This window comes from Rhizobium sp. RAF56 (assembly GCF_052113965.1).
GTDB lineage: Bacteria > Pseudomonadota > Alphaproteobacteria > Rhizobiales > Rhizobiaceae > Rhizobium.
The window spans coordinates 135,415-154,002 of the sequence record NZ_JBFRDU010000004.1; the positions used below are offsets into that span (position 1 = coordinate 135,415).

Here is an 18,588-nt window from a genome sequence, read left to right on the forward strand (position 1 = left end):
ATTTTCTGATTTCGAAGCACCTCGCGATTGCTATCAGCCGGATAGAATCGCGCACCGGCTGAAAACAAGAACGAGGCATCCTTGGAAGATCTTAGCCAAAAGCTCAGACAGTATATGAAATCCGGAACGCCAGCCGAGCGTCGTATTGCCCGCTATTTCTCAGATCATCTGAACGAACTGCCCTTTGAAACCGCCTCTTCGGTCGCCGACCGGCTCGAACTGAGCCCGATGACTGTCGGGCGCTTCCTGCGGGCGCTTGGCTATCAGGGGCTCGACGGGATCAAGGTTCACCTGCGGGAGAATACGGGGCCTGCAACGTGGCAGCTGCCGGCCGCCATGGAGCAATTGCAGAAGGATGCAAGCGAGGGCCGACCGCTCGCAAACGTGATGGCCGAACAGATCGACATGCTTCATCACTGCTACAGCCTGGCGACGCAGCCGGTCTGGCTCGACGCCGTCGGCATGGTGCTGTCCGCCAGCGAAGTCTTCATTGCGGCACACCAGAGCCTCGATGGGTTGGGGGCGCATTTCTGTCATCACCTCGCCCACGCCCGTGATCATGTTGAGTTCTGCCCTGGCACCAATGGCAATTACGCCGAGCTTCTCGCGCATCAGTCGACGGACGCGTTGCTCGTCATCGTCGATACGCCGCGTTTTTCGAAATCCCGGCTTTTGGCGCGGTCCGCACGACGTTCGGGATACAAGGTCCTGCTGATCACCGCTCAGTATACCGAGTGGGCGCACGAATTTGCCAATCTTACCCTGTCGCTGCCGCCCTCCCGAGCAGGGACGCGCGAGAATTTCACGGCCATGACGGCGCTCCTGGAATTTTTCGCGGCCGCCGTTATTCATGCCGCGGGCAGCGAGGGCGAAATTCGAGCCCGCAGGATCAACGAACTCGAAGGCATGTTTGCCGATACGCCGATGCGCTGACCGGCAAGTCCGGATCGCTATCCCATCGCATCCAATTCGGCGCGGTGGCGATGCATGGCGAGAAACCGCTGGTAATCACGCTCGTAGCACGCAGTCTTGCCCGGATCCGGAAGACGGACGTCGCCGCCGGGATACATGGCCGCGCCCGCTGCTGCGAGGTCTTCATGAAGACCGCAAGCCACCGATGCGGCGATCGCCGTGCCGAGAAGTACGGCGTCGTTCATCTTCGGCACCACGACCTTGCAGCCGGTAACGTCGGAATAAAGCTCCATCAGCATCGGGTTTTTCACATGACCGCCGGCAACGTTGAGCGTGTCGGGCATGTAGCCATATTCGCGCATGCGCTCCAGAATGTGCCGCAAGCCCAGCGCGATACCGACGCCGGTACGCCAGTAGAGACGGCAAAGACCGTCGAAGGACGTGTCGAGGGTGAGCCCGCTCACGACGCCCACCGCATGCGGATCCGCGAGCGGCGACCGGTTGCCGTGAAAATCCGGCAGCACGTGCAGGCGGGCTGCGAACGCTTCGCCTTCGAGCGTTCGGAGCTCCGAGATCCGCTTGACGATACGCTGATGCAGCGCTGCCGTCGGCTCGCCGCCGGCGGCGTGCATGAGCACGATATGATCGAGCAGGGCGCCCGTTGCCGATTGGCCTGCTTCGACAAGCCAGGATTGGGGAAACACCGCCTCGAAGTAAGGCCCCCACATGCCAGTGCTGCGCTTGCGCTCGCGAGAAAAGGAAATGATGCAGCTCGACGTTCCCGCGATAAGGGCGAGGTGTCGCTCAAGCGCATCCATGTCGCCGGCATCTCCGCCGAGCACTCCGAGCGCGCCTGCGTAGGCATCGATCATGCCGGCCGCGACATGACAGCCCGTATCGAGCCCCAGCGCACCGGCGGCCTCGCTGGTCAGCGTACCGACGCTCGCCCCGACCGGTGCGGTCTCCTCGGGCAGATTGCCCCGTTCGCATAAATCGCCGAGCCCGATAAGGTTTAGAAAATCCGTCTGCCAGCCCGGCTTCTTATGGGCGAGATAATTCCACTTGGACGTCAGCGTGCAGCGCGAGCGGACAAGCGAGCCGGTGGCTTTCCATGTCAGGAAGTCCGCCAGATCGAAGAAATATCCGGCCTTCGACCAGGTTTCAGGCAAATGCTCCTTCAGCCACATCAGCTTCGGCATTTCCATTTCCGGCGACATGAAGTGACCGGAGTGTTCGAGCACGGCGTGCTCGGTGGCCGTACAGAAATCCGCCTCCTGGAGCGCGCGGTGATCGAGCCAGACGATGGTGTCGAAGCGGTCCTCTCCACCGATGGAAACTGTCGCCGGCAAACCATCGGTATCGCGGACGACGAGCGAACACGTCGCATCGAAACCGATCGCGCCGATCGCCTCCGGCGCGATACCCGACGCCGATCGGGCGGCGCGAACCGCCACGCAGACGGCGCCCCAGATGTCCTCGGAGCTGTGTTCGGCGTGGTTTTCACGGGGCTTGTTCATGAGGATGGGATGCTCGGCCTTGCCGAGAAGGACGCCGTCGGCATCGAAGACACCGGCGCGAGCGCTGCCGGTGCCGATGTCGACCGCGACCACATGACTACGCATCAATCAGGAACCCCGCCCGCCTTGCCGGATCGGCACGTGGATCGCGCCGAAGAACCAGCAACCTCCCATCTCAGCGCACTAGTGCCGTCAAAGCCTATGCGCGGTGTTTTCGGACAAGGTGTATCAAATCAGGCATGAGGTCAAACGTCACGTCCGGCGAAAGCCGGCGCAATTCCGCAAGGTAGCTTGGCAGGTTTGCGTGCGAGCCGCCGGTAAAGGCAAAGACGGTCATACCTGCCGCCTTCGCCGCCATGATCCCCGCCGGGCTGTCCTCGACGACGATGCACGCCTCGGGCGCCACCCCCATCCGTTCGGCGGCATGGAGAAACAGATCCGGCGCGGGTTTGCCGCGTTTCACCATCGTGGCGCTGAAGATATCGGGCTCCAGCCGGTCGAGGAGGCCGGTAACCCCGAGCGAAAGACGAATCCGCTCCATCTGGCTCGACGAGGCGACGCAACGCGGCATGTCGAGCGCATCGAGCGTTTCGGCAATGCCCTTGATGGGTTTCAACTCGGCGCGAAAGCGAGCGTAGAGGTCTTTGCGGATCCGTTCCAGGAATGCCTCACCGGCAAAGACGTGGAATTCGCGGTGCAGCGTCTCGACCAGCGTAGCAAGGCTTCGGCCGAGGAAGCGTTCATAAGCTTCCTCCTCGCTGATTTCGACGCCTTCCTCGCGCATCGCCTCGACCAGCACGGCGATCGAGAGCGGCTCGCTATCCACGAGCACGCCGTCGCAGTCGAAGACGACTAGCCGTTTTTCCGCGTCAGCCATGGCCGATCCAATCATGAAGTACGTTTCATGACGGCGCATAACAGTCACAGGCGATATGGGCAATAAGTCGACGATGACTTATATGCCGGAAAGCTAATTCGCCAGCTTGCCGTCCAGATAGAGCTGCAGCGTCGCGCGCGTGCCCTTGTCCCACAGTGTCTTAAGCGCATGCGCGAACCGCTTGCGGAAGACATCGGACAAGGCGACCTTGCCGAAAATGTCCTCGAAGGCGAGGAATGCCATCGGATCGTCCTTGGCCTTCAAGGCGGCTTCGTGCAACCGGTCGGCGCTTGCATCGTTGAAGGCGATTGCCTTGCCGCTATCAGTTGTGCCGGCGAAATAACGGCACCACAGGGCCGAAACCAGCGCCAGGCCGACGACATCCTGGTTGCGCGCCAGCCGGTCGGCGGTGGACGGCAGAATGAACTTCGGTTGGCGGTTCGAGCCATCCTGAGCGAGCCGGGGAATGGTGTCGGCGATCTTCGGATTGAGCAGCCGACGCTCGATGAGCTTATAATAATCCTGAAGCGATGTATTCGGCACCGGCGGCACGATCGGAATGATTTCCTCGGTCTCGAGCTTGGCGAGGAAGGCCCTGATCAGCGGGTCTTCCATGGCGTCGTGCACGAAATGGATATCCATCAGCGCCGCCGGATAGGCGATCGCCGCATGCCCGCCGTTGAGGATGCGGATCTTCATGTGCTCATAGGGCGCGACATCGGCAACGAAGGTCACGCCGACGGTTTCAAGCGCCGGACGCCCGAGCGGAAAATTGTCTTCCAGTACCCACTGCTTGAATTCCTCGCAATAGACGGGCCAGTTATCCTCGATCTTGAATGCGTCCCGCAACAGGTCGATCTCGCGTTGGCCGGTCGCCGGCGTAATGCGGTCGACCATGCCGTTCGGGAAGGCGACGTTTGCCTTGATCCAGTCGGCGAAGGCGGGATCGGAGAGCCGTGCCGTGCCGACGACCGCCGCCGAAGTCACACCGCCGTTGTGCGGGATGTTGTCGCAAGACATCACGGTGAAGGGAGCAACGCCCTTCTCCCGCCGGGCCTTCAACCCTGCAACGATCAGGCCGAAGACGGTCTTCGGCGCATCCGGAGCATTGCCGTCGGCGACGATCGCCGGATGGGCCGGATTGAACTTGCCGGACGCATCGATGAAGTAGCCGCCCTCGGTGATCGTCAGCGAGACGATGCGGATCGCGGGGTCGACGAGCTTGGCAATGATCGCGGAAGCATCGCCGGTCGGCAAAATATCAATCATCGGCGCGGTGACGCGGGCAGCCGTCTTATTATTGTCCTGCTCGACCACCGTGGTCAGAAAGTCTTGTGCCGCCAGTTTCTCGCGCATGACCGCGTCCGACGGCAGAATGCCAGCGCCGATGATCGCCCAGTCATGGTCGCGCCCGGCGTTGAAGAGATCGTCGAGATAGATCGCCTGATGCGCACGGTGGAAATTGCCGACGCCGAGATGGACGATGCCGGCCGACAGCGACGACCGCTCATAGGCCGGAACCGAAGCTGTTGCCGCGACTTGAGCCAATGTCGCCAGCGAAAGTTTCGTCATATCTCAAGTCCTTCTCAAGCGTCCGAAGGCGCGGCAGCTGGCCCTAGATGGCCAGGCCGCGGTCGTTGAAGCGATGAATTCGCGATTTGTCGGGCGTCAGGTAGACGGTGTCGCCGGCATGCGCGCCGAATTCGCCGATGCCGCGCGCCGTGAGCGGCCCAAGGCCCTCGACGTCGACGTGCAGGAAGGTATCGGCGCCGAGATGTTCGGCAACCACGACCTTGCCCTTCCAGTCGCCGCTATCCTTGGAGAGGCTGATATGCTCCGGCCGCACGCCGACCGTGTGACCCCCCATGCCTTGCGCATAACCGCCTTCGATCAGGTTCATCTTCGGCGAACCGATGAAACCGGCGACGAAGAGATTGCGCGGGGTGCGGTAGAGTTCGAGCGGCGATCCGACCTGCTCGATATTGCCGCGGTTCAAGACCACGATCTTGTCGGCCATGGTCATCGCCTCCACCTGATCGTGGGTGACGTAAACCATCGTGGTCTTCAGCTGCTGATGCAGCTCGCTGATTTCGAGGCGCATGTTGACACGCAGCGCCGCGTCGAGGTTCGATAGCGGTTCGTCGAACAGGAACGCCGATGGCTGGCGCACGATCGCGCGGCCGATCGCCACGCGCTGTCGCTGGCCGCCCGAGAGCTGGCGCGGCTTGCGCTCCAGATAATCCGTGAGGTTCAGGACGCGAGCCGCATCGGAAACCTTGCGGTCGATTTCCGCCTTGTCCATTCCCGCCATCTTCAACGGGAAGGCGATGTTGCTCCTGACGCTCATATGCGGATAGAGCGCGTAGGACTGGAAAACCATGGCAAGACCGCGCTCGGACGGCGCAAGGTTGGTGCCATCAGTGCCGTCGATGACGATCCTGCCGCCGGACACATCCTCAAGCCCGGCGATCAGCCGCAGCAACGTCGACTTTCCGCAGCCGGACGGCCCGACGAAGACGACGAACTCGCCGTCCTGGATCTCGAGATCGATCGAGGGAATGACCTTGGCTTCGCCGAAGACCTTCGACACCTTTTGAAGCGAAATACTGCCCATGATTGCGTTCCTTACTTAACCGCGCCAAAGGTGAGGCCGCGAACGAGTTGCTTCTGGCTGAACCAGCCGAGGATGAGGATCGGCGCGATCGCCATGGTGGAGGCTGCCGAAAGCTTGGCGTAGAAGAGCCCTTCGGGGCTCGAGTAGGATGCGATGAAGGCCGTCAACGGCGCGGCCTGCGAGGCCGTAAGGTTGAGCGTCCAGAACGCCTCGTTCCAGGCGAGGATGATATTCAGGAGCAGCGTCGAGGCTATCCCCGGAATGGCCATCGGCGTCAGGACGTAGACGATCTCCTTGGCGAGCGAAGCACCGTCCATGCGCGCCGCCTCGAGGATCTCGCCGGGGATTTCCTTGAAGTAGGTGTAGAGCATCCAGACGATGATCGGCAGGTTGATGAGCGTCAGTACGACCACCAGGCCGAGGCGGCTGTCGAGAAGGCCGGCATTGCGGAAGATCAGGTAGATCGGGATCAGCGCGCCGACCGGGGGCATCATCTTCGTCGACAGCATCCACATCAACACGTCCTTGGTGCGCTTGGTCGGCGAAAAAGCCATCGCCCAGGCGGACGGGATCGCGATGAGGAGGCCAAGAAAGGTCGACCCGAACGAGATCAGCACCGAGTTGAAAAAGTGATGGAAATAGTCCGAGCGCGACTGGACCTCGGCGTAGTTCTCCGTCGTCCAATTGAAGAAGAGGAACTGCGGCGGGGAGGCAATGGCGTCGGCCTCCGACTTGAAACTGGTGAGGAACGTCCAAAGGATCGGGAAGAAGATCAGGATGGCAAGGGTCCATGCGATCGCCGTCATGACTACCTTGCGCTGGGTGGAAACGCGTCTTGCCATCTCAGGCCTCCAGATTCTTGCCGACGAGGCGCACGAGGAAGATCGCTACGATATTGGCGAGGATGACCGCGACGATGCCGCCGGCCGAGGCGCCGCCGATATCGAACTGCAGGAGCGCCTGTGAGTAGACCAGGAAGGTCAGGTTGGTGCTCTGCGTGCCGGGTCCGCCATTGGTGGTGACGAGGATTTCCGCGAAGACCGAAAGCAGGAAGATGGTCTCGATCAGGATGACCACGGTGATGGCGCGGGCCATGTGCGGCAGGATAAGATAGATGAACTTGGATATGGCGCCGGCGCCGTCGATCTCCGCCGCTTCCTGCTGCTCTGCGTCGAGCGACTGCAGCGACGTCAGCATGATGAGCGTGGCAAACGGCAGCCACTGCCAGGCGACGATGATAATGACGGAGAGCAACGGCACGGTGGCAAGCCAGTCGAGCGGCTCGAGACCCACCGCCTTGAACAGGAAAGCGAAGAGACCGTTCACGGGGTTCATGAACATGTTCTTCCACACGAGCGCCGCCACTGTCGGCATCACGAAGAACGGCGCGATCACCAGGATGCGAACGATCCCCTGCCCGAAGATGTCCTGATCGAGCAGCAGCGCAAAGGCGATGCCGCCGACCACGGTGATCAGCAGAACGCCGCCGACGATCAAAAGAGTATTGATCAGCGCATCAAAGAAGGCTGGGTCGGTCAGGAAGAACTTGTAGTTCAGGAAGCCCACGAACTCGTGCTCGCCGGGCATCAGCAGATTATAGTTCAGCAATGAAAAGTAGATGGTCGTGACCAGGGGCACGATCATCCAAATAAAGAGAAAAATAACTGACGGCGCCATCATGAGGCGGGCTGCGGAGCGGGTGTGTAACGTCGCCATGGCAAGTACCAATCTTGTCAAATGCACATCCTCGCGTCGGCCTCAGGTCGAGATCGATCAAAAAAGGATGGTGCTAGGCTCAAATTGTAGCTGAGTCTCTTGTATGCGGCGCTCAAATGCGCCGATCGGGCAAAGCAAAGGGAATGGTATCAAGGCCGCGAAGGAAAACGGCCGCCGATAAAGTTCGGCCGCGGGGTAGCCGGTGGCGGGTGGAGCGCGAGCGCGCTCCACCCGAGGTCGGGAGGACCTTATTTGATATATCCGGCCTTGGTCATTTCGCGCTTCGTCAGCTGCTGCGCGCTCTTCAGCGCCTGATCGACCGACATCTGCCCCGCGAGAGCCGCGGAGAATTGCTGGCCGACGGCCGTGCCCAAGCCCTGGAATTCAGGGATTGCGACGAACTGCACGCCGACATAGGGAACGGGCTTGACGGTCGGATGGGTCGGATCAGCCGAATTGATGCTGTCGAGCGTCATCTTCGCGAAAGGCGCCGCCTTCTGGTAGTCCGCATTCGCGTAGAGCGACGCGCGGGTTCCCGGAGGAGCGTTTAGCCAGCCTTCCTTCTCGGCAACGAGGTTGGTGTAGTCCTTGCTGGTCGCCCAGGCGATGAACTTTTCGGCGGCTTCCGTCTTCTTGGAACCCGCTGGAACGGCCAGGTTCCAAGCCCAGAGCCAGTTGCCGCGCTTGCCGAGACCCTTGTCAGGGGCAAGGGCAAAGCCGACCTTGTCGGCCACCTTCGACTGCTTCGGATCGGACACGAAGGAGGCAGCCACCGTCGCGTCGATCCACATGCCGCATTTTCCGGTCTGGAACAGCGCGAGGTTTTCATTGAAGCCGTTCGAGGAGGCGCCCGGAGGGCCGGCGTCCTTCATTAGCTTCGTGTAGAAGGTGAGCGTATCCTTCCACTCCGGCTGGTCGAACTGCGGTGTCCACTTCTCATCGAACCAGCGGGCGCCGAAGGAGTTCGACATCGCCGTCAGGAAGGCCATGTTTTCGCCCCAGCCGGCCTTGCCGCGCAGGCAGATGCCGTAGACTTCACCCTTCTTGTCGGTGAGCTTGCGGGCAGCTTCGGCGATGAAGTCCCAGGTCGGCGCATCCGGCATTTTCAGGCCGGCCTTCTCGAACAGATCCTTGCGGTACATCACCATCGAGCTTTCGCCGTAGAACGGCGCGGCGTAGAGCTTGCCGTCGGCCGTCAGGCCGCTGCGGATCGCCGGCAGGAGGTCGTCCACGTCGTAGTTGCTGCCGAGATTGTCGAGCGGCATCAGCCAGCCCTGCTTGGCCCAGATCGGCACTTCGTAGGTTCCGATCGTCAGCACGTCGAACTGGCCGCCCTTGGTCGCGATATCGGTCGTGACCTTCTGGCGCAGGACGTTTTCCTCAAGCGTGACCCATTGCAGATCGATTCCGGGGTTCTTCGCTTTGAAATCGTCGGTGAGCTTCTGCATCCGGATCATGTCGCCGTTGTTGACGGTGGCAATCGTCAGCGTCTCGGCGGACGCCATCCCGGCAAGCATCATCGCCGAGCACGCGCTCAGCAAAATGGTCTTCAATTTCATGTCTTCCTCCCAGAAAGCGAAAAAATGAGCATTCGCCTCGCTCGTGAGCAATTACCCGTTAAAACGGAAAAGATGTCAATGCGAATTCGATGCTGCAACGCCGAACGCGCAACCTAAATTGTTGTAATAATTATGATATATTTTTGCTCAGCTCTTGAGCAAATATTCAGCAGTTGCTTCGTCGGTGATCAATCCATTGATCTGTCGCCCGACAAGCGCCGCCTTGATGGCGGCGAACTTGCGCTCGCCCTTGGCTATTCCAATGACGGTGGAGGTCTCGCGCGGCGGGATCGGGGCGCTGGCGACGCGATCGTTGATGGCATCCGTCAGGAGTTTGCCGTCGCCGTCGAAAATCCATCCGCAGATCTCGCCGGCTGCGCCATGCCGCATCAAGGAGAGCATCTCGTCTCTCTCGAGAAAGCCGTCGAGACAGAGCGGCGCCTCTTCGCCCATCTCGCCGACACCGACGAAGGTGACGTCGGCCTGGGCGCTGATGTCGAGGGTGGAGCGCACCAGCGCCTGCGCATGCAGCGTTTCGCGCTCGGCGGCCGCCGACACCAGTACCGGCAATGGCATCGGATAGTGCCGCGCCTTGATCGCGTCGGCCATGCTGAAGATGACGTTGTAGTAGGCGGCCGAGCCGTCCGGCCCGATATTGCCGGTCAACGACACGATCCGGTGCTGCGGGCACTCGATCGCCGGAAGCTGATCCACCGCCGCCTTGAGCGTTCGCCCGGTTCCGATAGCCAGCACGATCGGATCGCGGCGGCGCAGCCAGCGTTCGATCTCGGCCGCACCCGCTTCCGCGATACCGACCGTCGTCGAGGTCGACCCCGGATCGCTCGGCACCACCTCGATATGCGTGAGCGCGAACTTCTCCCTCAACGCCTCACCGTGTTCCAGGCAGGCCGCGATCGGATGGTCGAGCCTGACCTTGATGAGGCGTTCGGCCACAGCCAGCGACACGAGCCGTTGCGCTGACTGCCGCGAGATCCCCATGGCCGCGGCAATTTCGTCTTGCGTGCGCCCGGCGACATAGTAGAGCCAACCGGCGCGGGCCGCGTCATCGAGCCGCGTCTGCGTTTCAGACTTCCTGACCATCATAACCCTTCCAGGAACCACTGGCCGAAGTGAAGAGCCGGCGGCTCACGGATGTTCCGGCGGGATCACGCCCTTGGTCAAGATGAAACATCCATAGAAGCGCCGTTCGCCGGTCTGGACAACGCAATAGGCGCTCTTTGCCTTCTCGTAGAAGGCAAGGCGCTCGATCGGCACAAGCGGCCAGGATTTTCCTTCAGCCCTGTCGATTTCCGCCTGCACCTCGGCACGCGGCGCCGGGATCTCTTGCGGTGCGCCAACCACCTCCATGCACATCGCCGCATCGTCGATGAAACTGTCGAGCGGCATCAGCGAGAGAATGGCAGCCGCAGCCGTGGCGGAGGTCACATTGTCGATCCTGAGAAGCCGGCCGAGCCGCGTCTGGCGGGCAATCGAGTCGGCAGGGAAATTCGTGTCGACGATCACCAGCCGGTCACCATGACCCATTGCTTTGAGAGCGTAGAGGACGTCGGCATTCAGCAGCGGCGATATTCCCTTGAGCATCGACAATCCTCCCAGCTTCGATGAGCAAAGGAGTAATCGCCACGCTCGCATCTGTCCAGATAGCCGGTCGGGCGAGATGATCGCCAGAGGCTTTCTTGACCGCCCACGCAACACCGCATTACTGATGGAGTGGTTGAGACTTGCGAGGCGGCTCTTGAGAATTTTGCTCGTGGAAGACGACGACATGATCGGCGGCGCCGTACGCGACCATGTCGCAGCGATGAGCCACGCCGTCGACTGGGTAAAGCGTCTGGTCGATGCCGACGAGGCCGTGGGTTCCACGCACTATGGCTTGATCCTGCTCGATCTGCAGCTGCCGGACGGCAGCGGTGTGGAATTCTTAAAGAAGCTGCGACGTAAGCCGGACGACACACCGGTGATCATCCTGACGGCGCGCGACCAGATTTCCGATCGCATCGAAGGGCTGAACAGCGGCGCCGACGACTATCTCGTCAAGCCCTTCAATCTCGACGAGCTTTCCGCCCGGCTTATGGCCGTCGCCCGCCGGTATGGCGGCAGCCCGCAACCGACGATAAAGATCGGCGAAATCGAAATCGACCAGCCGCAGCGGCGGTTGACCGTCGAAGGCCGAAACATCCTCTTGACCGGTCGCGAATGGGCGGTGCTCGACCTCCTCGTCGCCCGGCCGGGCGCCATCGTCTCCAAGCATCAGATCGAGGAAGCTCTCTACGCCTTCGGATCGGAAATCGAAAGCAACACCGTCGAGGTCTACGTCAGCCGCCTGCGCAAGAAGATCGGCAAGGATCGCATCCAGACCTCCCGCGGCGTCGGCTATTGTCTGGGCAGCCGATGAAGGCGCTCTTCGCCCATGGCCCAATCCGCATCAGCATCACGCGCCGGCTCGTAGCGGCGCTGACGGGGCTGGTCATCCTCTTCTGGCTGATCGCCGTGGGGCTGGGTGCTTTCGTGATGAACCAGGAGTTCGCCGAGATTTTCGACGGCACGCTGCAGGAGACCGCCGAGCGCCTGATGCCGCTCATACTCGACGACTTGGCGCAGCGCGATTCCGGCGATTCCCAAACCCTGCAGGAAATAGTCCAGGGAACCAACAAGGAATACCTGACCTATCAGGTACTCGACGCGAACGGAAAGATCATCCTGCACTCGCAGCAGGCGCCAGCCACGCCCTACGACGTTCCTTTGAAGGTGGGTTTCCACAACACGCCGAAGTATCGGATCTATACGGTGTCCTCCATGGACGGCAAACTCTTCCTGCATATGGCGGACGCGTTTCGAAACCGACGTGAGGCCTCCCGGGAGGGGGCGGTCGCCCTGCTGTGGCCCCTGCTTGCGCTCATTCCAGCCAGCGCCGTCTTGGTTCAGCTGATCGTGCGCCGGGCGTTGCGCCCGCTCGACCACCTGCGCGACGAAATCGCCACCAAGGACAGCGGCAATATGGCGGCGATCGATGCCGATCCGCTGCCACGCGAATTGCTGCCGATCGGCCGCTCGGTCAATCTGCTGCTCGGCCGCCTGCGCGCGGCGCTGGAAGCGGAGCGTGAATTCACCGCGAACAGCGCGCATGAACTCAGAACGCCGATCGCAGGAGCCCTTGCCCAGACGCAAAGACTGATCGCCGAGCTGCCCGTCGGCCCCTTGCACGAGCGCGCCTCCCGGATCGAAACATCGCTCTCCAATCTGGCCCGCCTTGCGGAAAAGCTTCTGCAGCTGGCGCGCGCCGAAGCGGGTATCGGCACCTCCGACAAGCCGGCGGATCTGGCGGCCGTCATCGACGCCGTGATTGCCGAATACGACAACAACAGCAAGGCGGCCGACCGTATCCTTCCCGAATACGAGACGAACGGCACGTTCGAACGCAACATCGATATGGACGCCTTCGCCATCGTCATGCGCAACCTCATAGAGAACGCCCTGCTTCATGGCGCTGCCAACGAGCCCGTCGCAATCCGCATCGAGGACGGCGAAGTGATCCGCGTCATCAATGGCGGCACGCCAGTCGCGGCGGACGAGCTGGCGGGGCTGAAGCGGCGTTTCAGACGCGGCCGCACGGACGAGCGGGGCTCGGGCCTCGGGCTTGCCATCGCCGATCGCATCATCGCTCAGATCGGAGGGCGTCTGGAACTCGTGTCGCCGGCGATCGGGCGTTCCGGGGGCTTCGAGGCGAGGATCGTCCTGCCGCGATAGCGAGCGGCCTTGCAATGTGGGAGAAAGGATGCAAGCACACCATCCCAGTACTCGGCCCCATGCATTCGGCCCCAGACATTCGGACATTCGGCAGGAACAGCATCGATGATCGTTTCTTTTGACATTGGCGGCACTGCCATCAAGGGCGGCATCGCCCGATCTGAAACGGACATCGCCCCCCTCGCCCGCCGCCCCACGCCGAAAGACGATTTCGCCGCGTTCGTCGCCGTGCTTGGCGACGTCATTGCCGAAGCGGGGGAAACACCGGACTGCATTTCGCTTTCGATTGCCGGCGTCGTCGATCCGGACAGCCAGGCCCTTACCTGCGCAAACATTCCCTGCATCCATGGACGCCGGCTTGCCGCCGACCTTGAGCAGAAACTCAAGCTCCCCGTGCTGATCGCCAACGATGCCGATTGCTTTGCCATGGCTGAGGCAATGACCGGCGCCGGACGCGGCCATCGCATCGTCTTCGGCGCAATCCTCGGCACCGGCGTCGGCGGCGGGCTTGTCGCCGACGGACGTCTTGTCAACGCAGCCGGCGGGTTTGCGGGCGAATGGGGCCACGGCCCGATCATCGCGCCCTTTGCCGGCACGCCTGCGGTCGCAATTCCCGCCTATGCCTGTGGCTGCGGCCAGAAGGGATGCGTCGATACCGTCGGCGGCGCCCGCGGCCTGGAGCGCCTGCACCAGACGGTCAACGGCGTCACGCTTGGCAGCGAAGAGATCATCGATCTGTGGCTCAAGGGCGACGAGGCGGCGGCGCGCACGCTCGACGTCTATACCGATCTCGTCGCGCCGCCGCTGGCGCTCGCGATCAACATCACCGGGGCAACCATCGTGCCGGTCGGGGGCGGGCTCTCGAACGTCCCCAAACTGCTGGCGAAGCTCGACGTCGCGGTCCGCGCACGCATCCTGCGCAAGTTCGACCGCCCGTTGGTGGTACCGAGCGAATGCCGCGTGGAGCCCGGCCTGATCGGGGCAGCACTTCTCGGATTGCGGTATGCCGAGGACATCAGCGATGCGGCTTGAGGTTTGCGTCGACGATATCGCGGGCCTTCACGCCGCCGTCGAAGGCGGTGCCGATCGCATCGAGCTCTGCATCGCCTTGTCTCTAGGCGGCCTGACGCCGGGGCCAGGCCTCATGGCAGCGGCCGCGCGCCATCCGGTTCCGGCATACGCCATGATCCGCCCGCGCGCCGGCGACTTCCGCTTTTCAAGCGATGAGCTGGAGATCATGAAAGGTGACATCGACGCCGTTCGTCGCGCCGGCCTTGCGGGCGTGGTTCTCGGCGCTTCGCTAGTCGACGGCAGCCTCGACGTCGAAATGCTGGAAGTTCTCGCTACGCATGCGGAAGGCCTCGGAAAGACGCTGCATCGCGCCTTCGACCTCGTGCCCGATCCAATCGAAGCGATCGAAATCGCGGTTCGGCTGGGTTTCGAGCGCATCCTGACATCCGGAGGCGAGAGAAGCGCGGCGGAGGGCATCGAGGCGCTGGAACGCGCCATAGCGCTCGCAAGCGGCCGCATCTCCATCATGCCGGGATCCGGCATCAATCTTCAGACAATCGAGGCGCTGGTGCCCCGGCTCGCAGTGAGCGAAATCCACGCCTCTTGCTCGGTCGCGGCCGAACCGGCCGACATAAGGGCCGTAACGCTTGGCTTTGCGCCGGCGAATGCCCGCCGCACTTCTGCCGCAACGGTGCGCGCGTTAAAGGCAGCGCTTCCGCACTGACCGCCAAGTTGACCTGGCACTTTGCGTTATCCCGCAAAATGCGTATCTTGCAGCCAGCTACAACTTTGAGCACTATTCGTGACGCGGCGCATCTGCGCGTCAGATAGCGCCTGGGGGCGGCTGTACTGTGTTGAATTGCAATATAATTCTTCCTTTGAATCGTCTTATTTAGAATTACTTAATCGATTATGTTTTCACCAAAGATATATCCATGAAGGCCCCGCCGCGTCGAACGAAGGGTGTTTTGGTGTTCTTGATTGCGACGAGCCTGATTGGCCTCGCGATCGTTTCGACGTTTCTTCTAGCCAATGACAAGCGCAATCTGAAGGCGCTGGTCGACAGGTACGACCTGCGCTGGCTGAGGGATGTTCTCCGCCCGCACGAAGAGCCGGCGCTCCCTGCGGCAGCACCTCTTCCCGCATCGCCAGCTCCCGCTCGACTTCCTCCCCCGCCGCACGTTACGCCGCCAAGCCACGCCTTCGATCCGGTGACGCCCGAGGTTTCTGCGGGTTTCGCCCGCCAGTGGGAAATATCGGGCGCCGACCTCTGCGCGCGCCTTGCGGAAGCCGGAATTGCAGTGGGACCATGGGTGCAGAGCGGCTTTGACGCCGGAACCTTCGAGTGCAGCTATGAAAGCCCGCCGGCCGCGCAAGTCGGCCCCCAAGCCGCCTCGTTCTTCATCATCGTGCGCGGAACGCCTTCCGGCGAGGTGTCGAACCTGCGCATCAAGCTGATCGTGCCGGACGGCCAAGCCGCCAAGAACATCAAGGCTCAGTTCGCCGCAGTGCTTGCGCTGCTGGCCAAGGAAACCCGCTGGGACGACTTTTCCGCTCCATTCGCCGATGCCGGCGCATTCAGGAACGCAACGCAGACGGCGTTCGGGGCAAAGCTCACCTTCTTCCACGAGTATAGCGATCCACAGCGCTTCAACTTCGTCTTGGGGCTGGAGGGCGCGACACCTGCGCAGCGCCGCACCGGCGCCTATTTCGAGACGGAAAAATGGTTGCCGATACCGCCGCAAGCGAGCAACTGAGGCGATCCTTGTTCCTGCAAGTGTCTCAGGCGGCCGCGATCGCCACTTCGCGGGGCGAGACCACGTGCTGCTTCAAGAGCATGCCGGTACGGTCACATTCCTCAAGAACGACGTCATAGGTCCATAGATCGGCGAGATGCTGCAGAACGCGCTTTGCCTCGCTTTCCTCCAGCACCGAGCCACTCAAGACCAGATGCCTGAGGAAGAGGCGCCGGTCGCCTTCGAGATCGACGTCGACGACTTCGATATGCGGATCGATCCAGCCGATGTCATACTGCCGGCCGAGTTCGCGGCGGATGCGGCGATAGCCGCGTTCGTCATGAATGGCGGCAACCCGCATGCCTTCCTCTTCCTCTGGATCATCGGTCAGATGGAAGAGCCGCATGCGACGCATGAGATTGGGGCTGAGGAACTGGGTAATGAAGCTTTCGTCGCGATAATTGGCCCAAAGATCGCGCAGCACCGCCATCGCATCCCCGGTGCCCGCGATCTCGGGGAACCACTCGCGGTCTTCCTTCTGCGGCCGGGTGACGATGCGCTCGATATCCTGCATCATCGCAAAACCGATCGCATAGGGATTGAGCCCGGAATAGCGAGGATCGTCGAAAGTCGGCTGGAAGACGACATTGGTGTGCGACTTCAGGAACTCCAGGAAATCGCCGTCGCTGATGCCGCCGCGTTCGTGCAGCGTGGTCATGATGCGGTAGTGGACGTAGGTGGCCGTACCCTCGTTCATCACCTTGGTCTGGCCCTGCGGATAGAAGTATTGCGCCACGTGCCGGACGATCCTGAGGATCTCGCGCTGCCATGGCTTCAGCCGCGGCGCAGTCTTCTCGAGGAAGTAGAGGATATTTTCCTGCGGCAGACCGATCAGCGCGCGGCGACGCTCCGAACTAAGGTCCAGCTTGCTCTTGGACGGTCCCTTCGGCACCGTGCGCCGCCACAGGTCGTTGAAAATGCGCTCCTCGTTTTCCCGCCGCTGTTGCTCTCGTACCTCCTCCTGGCGAAGGTCGAGCTTCTTCTTGCCGGCGTAGCGATGCACGCCATGCGACATTAGCGCGTGGGCCGCATCGAGCGTGCGTTCCACCGCCGCTGGCCCGTAGCGCTCCTCGCAGCGAGTAATGTAGCTTTTCGCGAAGTTCAGATAGTCGAGGATGCCCTCGGCGTCGGTCCAAAGCTTGAAAAGATAGTTGTTCTTGAAGAAGTGGTTGTGACCGAAGGCGGCGTGCGCGATCACCAGCGCCTGCATGGTCGCCGTGTTCTCTTCCATGAGATAGGAGATGCAAGGCGAGCTGTTGATGACGATCTCGTAGGCGAGGCCGCGCAATCCCCTGCGATAGAAAGCCTCGTGGTGCGCGAAATGCTTGCCGAAAGACCAGTGCTTGTAGAAGAGCGGCATGCCGATCGAGGAATAGACGTCGAGCATCTGCTCGGCGGTGATGATCTCGATCTGGTTGGGGTAGACGTTGAGCCCCAGTTCGGACACGGCGATCTTCTCGCAGGCGTCATGGATGCGTTGCAGCGCTTCGAAGTCCCAATCGGCACCCTCATAAAGCCGCTTCATCGCCTTCTTCATCAACCAACCTTTCCCTCCGCCGGGCGGCGCTGAAAGAGATCATGGAACACCGGATAGATCTGGCTGCGGTCGCTGACCTTGCGCATCGAAAGGGTCGGCCAGCCAGCCTGGATGCGCTCGTAGAGCGCCCAGAGCGCCGAATTCGAGGCAACCGTCAGGCTTCGCGCCTCCCCGACTTCGAGGTAGGCGAAATACTGGCAGACCGGCAGGATGGCTTCGCTGAGAAGGACGGCGGTCGCCGAGTTGTCGGAATAGGCGTTGTCGCCGTCCGAGGCCTGCGCGGCGTAGATGTTCCAGTCGGCGGAGGGATAGCGGTCGGTCACAATTTTCCGCATCGCTTCCAGCGCGCTCGACACCTGCGTGCCGCCGGTCGCCGGACTGCGGAAAAAGGTCTCCTCATCGACTTCCTCGGCCGTATCCGTATGCCGGATGAAGACGATTTCCACCCGCTTGTACTGCCGGGTCAGGAAGATGTAGAGCAGCATGTAGAAGCGCTTGGCGAGATCCTTCATGTGTTCGGACATGGAGCCAGAGACGTCCATGAGGCAGAACATGACAGCCTGCGCCACCGGCTTCGGCCGGTTCTCGAAACGGCGATAGCGGATATCGATGGGATCGATATAGGGGATGCGCCGGACCTTCGATTCCAACGCCTTGACCTTGGCCTCCAGCTCCTTGCGCTCATCCTCGTCGGCACATTCCTCGAGTTCGGCGGCAAGCTCGGCGACCGCTTCCGGCTTCGGCCGGCCGAGCGCCATACGACGCATCATGGCAAGCCGCATGGTGCGGTTTATCGCGAGATTGGAAGGTGAGCCCGTCACCGAATAGCCGGCGCGGGTAAGGTTGATCTGATCGGCCGTGGTCAGCCGCTTCTTGGCGAGATCGGGCAGTTCGAGGTCGTCGAGGAAGAGATCGAGGAATTCCTCGCGCGTGAGGATGAAACGGAAGGCGTCCTCGTCCTCGTCATCGCCGCCCTGCCCGCCTTCGCGGGATTTTCCGCCGCCGCCGCTTCGCGGCAGAATATCGCCTTCGATAAAGGTTTTGTTGCCGGGCAGGATATGCTCGTGGGTGCCGTCGGGGCCGCGACGGAAATGCGGCTCCTCGGTTCCGCCGATGGGTATGCTGACTTCGCCGCCCTTCAGGACGTCTTGAATGTCCCGGCTTTGCGTAGATTCATAGACCGCTTTCTGCACCAGCGCCTTCGCTCTACGCAAAAACCGCTGACGATTTTCCAGACTCTTGCCGCCTGGGTTCAGGCGCCGGTCGACAATCTGCATTCCT

17 protein-coding genes are annotated in these 18,588 nt (G+C 61.8%); 6 read left to right on the forward strand and 11 right to left on the reverse strand.

Annotation, left to right across the window (positions count from 1 at the left end; all coding sequences use genetic code 11):
• Window positions 1-81 precede the first annotated feature (81 nt).
• Window positions 82-933 carry a MurR/RpiR family transcriptional regulator gene (locus AB4048_RS05030; RefSeq protein ID WP_442200822.1) on the forward strand — a complete coding sequence of 284 codons (852 nt, stop codon included), beginning with the start codon at window positions 82-84 and terminating at the stop codon, window positions 931-933.
• Between the two features lie 17 nt (window positions 934-950).
• Here AB4048_RS05030 and AB4048_RS05035 read toward each other — a convergent pair whose 3' ends face one another.
• The 9 genes from AB4048_RS05035 to AB4048_RS05075 form a co-directional block, all read right to left on the reverse strand.
• Window positions 951-2,534 carry an FGGY-family carbohydrate kinase gene (locus tag AB4048_RS05035; protein WP_442200823.1) on the reverse strand — a complete coding sequence of 528 codons (1,584 nt, stop codon included), beginning with the start codon at window positions 2,532-2,534 and terminating at the stop codon, window positions 951-953.
• A 94-nt stretch (window positions 2,535-2,628) separates the two neighbouring features.
• Window positions 2,629-3,306 (reverse strand): HAD family hydrolase, encoded by a 678-nt coding sequence (locus AB4048_RS05040; RefSeq protein WP_442200824.1) that lies wholly within the window; start codon window positions 3,304-3,306, stop codon window positions 2,629-2,631.
• A gap of 93 nt (window positions 3,307-3,399) precedes the next feature.
• Window positions 3,400-4,878, reverse strand: coding sequence for a mannitol dehydrogenase family protein (locus AB4048_RS05045; protein ID WP_442200825.1), 1,479 nt, complete (start codon window positions 4,876-4,878; stop codon window positions 3,400-3,402).
• A gap of 43 nt (window positions 4,879-4,921) precedes the next feature.
• Window positions 4,922-5,920, reverse strand: coding sequence for an ABC transporter ATP-binding protein (locus AB4048_RS05050; RefSeq protein WP_442200826.1), 999 nt, complete (start codon window positions 5,918-5,920; stop codon window positions 4,922-4,924).
• Between the two features lie 11 nt (window positions 5,921-5,931).
• Window positions 5,932-6,762 (reverse strand): carbohydrate ABC transporter permease, encoded by an 831-nt coding sequence (locus tag AB4048_RS05055; RefSeq protein WP_442200827.1) that lies wholly within the window; start codon window positions 6,760-6,762, stop codon window positions 5,932-5,934.
• A 1-nt stretch (window position 6,763) separates the two neighbouring features.
• Window positions 6,764-7,636, reverse strand: coding sequence for a carbohydrate ABC transporter permease (locus tag AB4048_RS05060; protein ID WP_442200905.1), 873 nt, complete (start codon window positions 7,634-7,636; stop codon window positions 6,764-6,766).
• Window positions 7,637-7,884: 248 nt separating this feature from the next.
• Window positions 7,885-9,195: an ABC transporter substrate-binding protein gene (locus tag AB4048_RS05065; RefSeq protein WP_442200828.1), complete on the reverse strand. Its 1,311-nt coding sequence runs from the start codon at window positions 9,193-9,195 to the stop codon at window positions 7,885-7,887.
• A gap of 147 nt (window positions 9,196-9,342) precedes the next feature.
• Window positions 9,343-10,296 carry a sugar-binding transcriptional regulator gene (locus AB4048_RS05070; RefSeq protein WP_442200906.1) on the reverse strand — a complete coding sequence of 318 codons (954 nt, stop codon included), beginning with the start codon at window positions 10,294-10,296 and terminating at the stop codon, window positions 9,343-9,345.
• Between the two features lie 45 nt (window positions 10,297-10,341).
• A complete protein-coding gene (locus tag AB4048_RS05075; RefSeq protein ID WP_442200829.1) occupies window positions 10,342-10,797 on the reverse strand; it encodes an RbsD/FucU family protein in 456 nt (151 codons plus the stop codon).
• 154 nt (window positions 10,798-10,951) lie between these two features.
• Here AB4048_RS05075 and AB4048_RS05080 point away from each other — a divergent pair, with 154 nt between their 5' ends.
• The 5 genes from AB4048_RS05080 (at window position 10,952) to AB4048_RS05100 (ending at window position 15,731) form a co-directional block, all read left to right on the forward strand.
• Window positions 10,952-11,611, forward strand: coding sequence for a response regulator transcription factor (locus AB4048_RS05080; protein ID WP_442200830.1), 660 nt, complete (start codon window positions 10,952-10,954; stop codon window positions 11,609-11,611).
• Window positions 11,608-12,963: a sensor histidine kinase gene (locus AB4048_RS05085; protein WP_442200831.1), complete on the forward strand. Its 1,356-nt coding sequence runs from the start codon at window positions 11,608-11,610 to the stop codon at window positions 12,961-12,963. Before AB4048_RS05080 ends, AB4048_RS05085 begins: the two co-directional genes overlap by 4 nt.
• A gap of 105 nt (window positions 12,964-13,068) precedes the next feature.
• The gene (locus tag AB4048_RS05090) at window positions 13,069-13,995 is read left to right on the forward strand and encodes an ROK family protein (protein WP_442200832.1); all 927 of its coding nucleotides are present in this window, start codon (window positions 13,069-13,071) and stop codon (window positions 13,993-13,995) included.
• Window positions 13,985-14,698: a copper homeostasis protein CutC gene (locus tag AB4048_RS05095; protein ID WP_442200833.1), complete on the forward strand. Its 714-nt coding sequence runs from the start codon at window positions 13,985-13,987 to the stop codon at window positions 14,696-14,698. The genes AB4048_RS05090 and AB4048_RS05095 overlap by 11 nt, the downstream gene beginning before the upstream one ends.
• Window positions 14,699-14,909: 211 nt before the next feature.
• Window positions 14,910-15,731, forward strand: a complete 822-nt coding sequence (locus tag AB4048_RS05100) for a DUF6030 family protein (RefSeq protein ID WP_442200834.1) — start codon at window positions 14,910-14,912, stop codon at window positions 15,729-15,731.
• A 25-nt stretch (window positions 15,732-15,756) separates the two neighbouring features.
• On the opposite strand, the gene AB4048_RS05105 is transcribed toward AB4048_RS05100, so the two are convergent.
• Window positions 15,757-17,307 carry a SpoVR family protein gene (locus tag AB4048_RS05105; RefSeq protein WP_442200835.1) on the reverse strand — a complete coding sequence of 517 codons (1,551 nt, stop codon included), beginning with the start codon at window positions 17,305-17,307 and terminating at the stop codon, window positions 15,757-15,759.
• Entirely contained in the window at window positions 17,307-18,584 is a 1,278-nt protein-coding gene (locus AB4048_RS05110; RefSeq protein ID WP_442200836.1) for a YeaH/YhbH family protein, read from the reverse strand. The genes AB4048_RS05105 and AB4048_RS05110 overlap by 1 nt, the downstream gene beginning before the upstream one ends.
• Window positions 18,585-18,588: the final 4 nt, after the last annotated feature.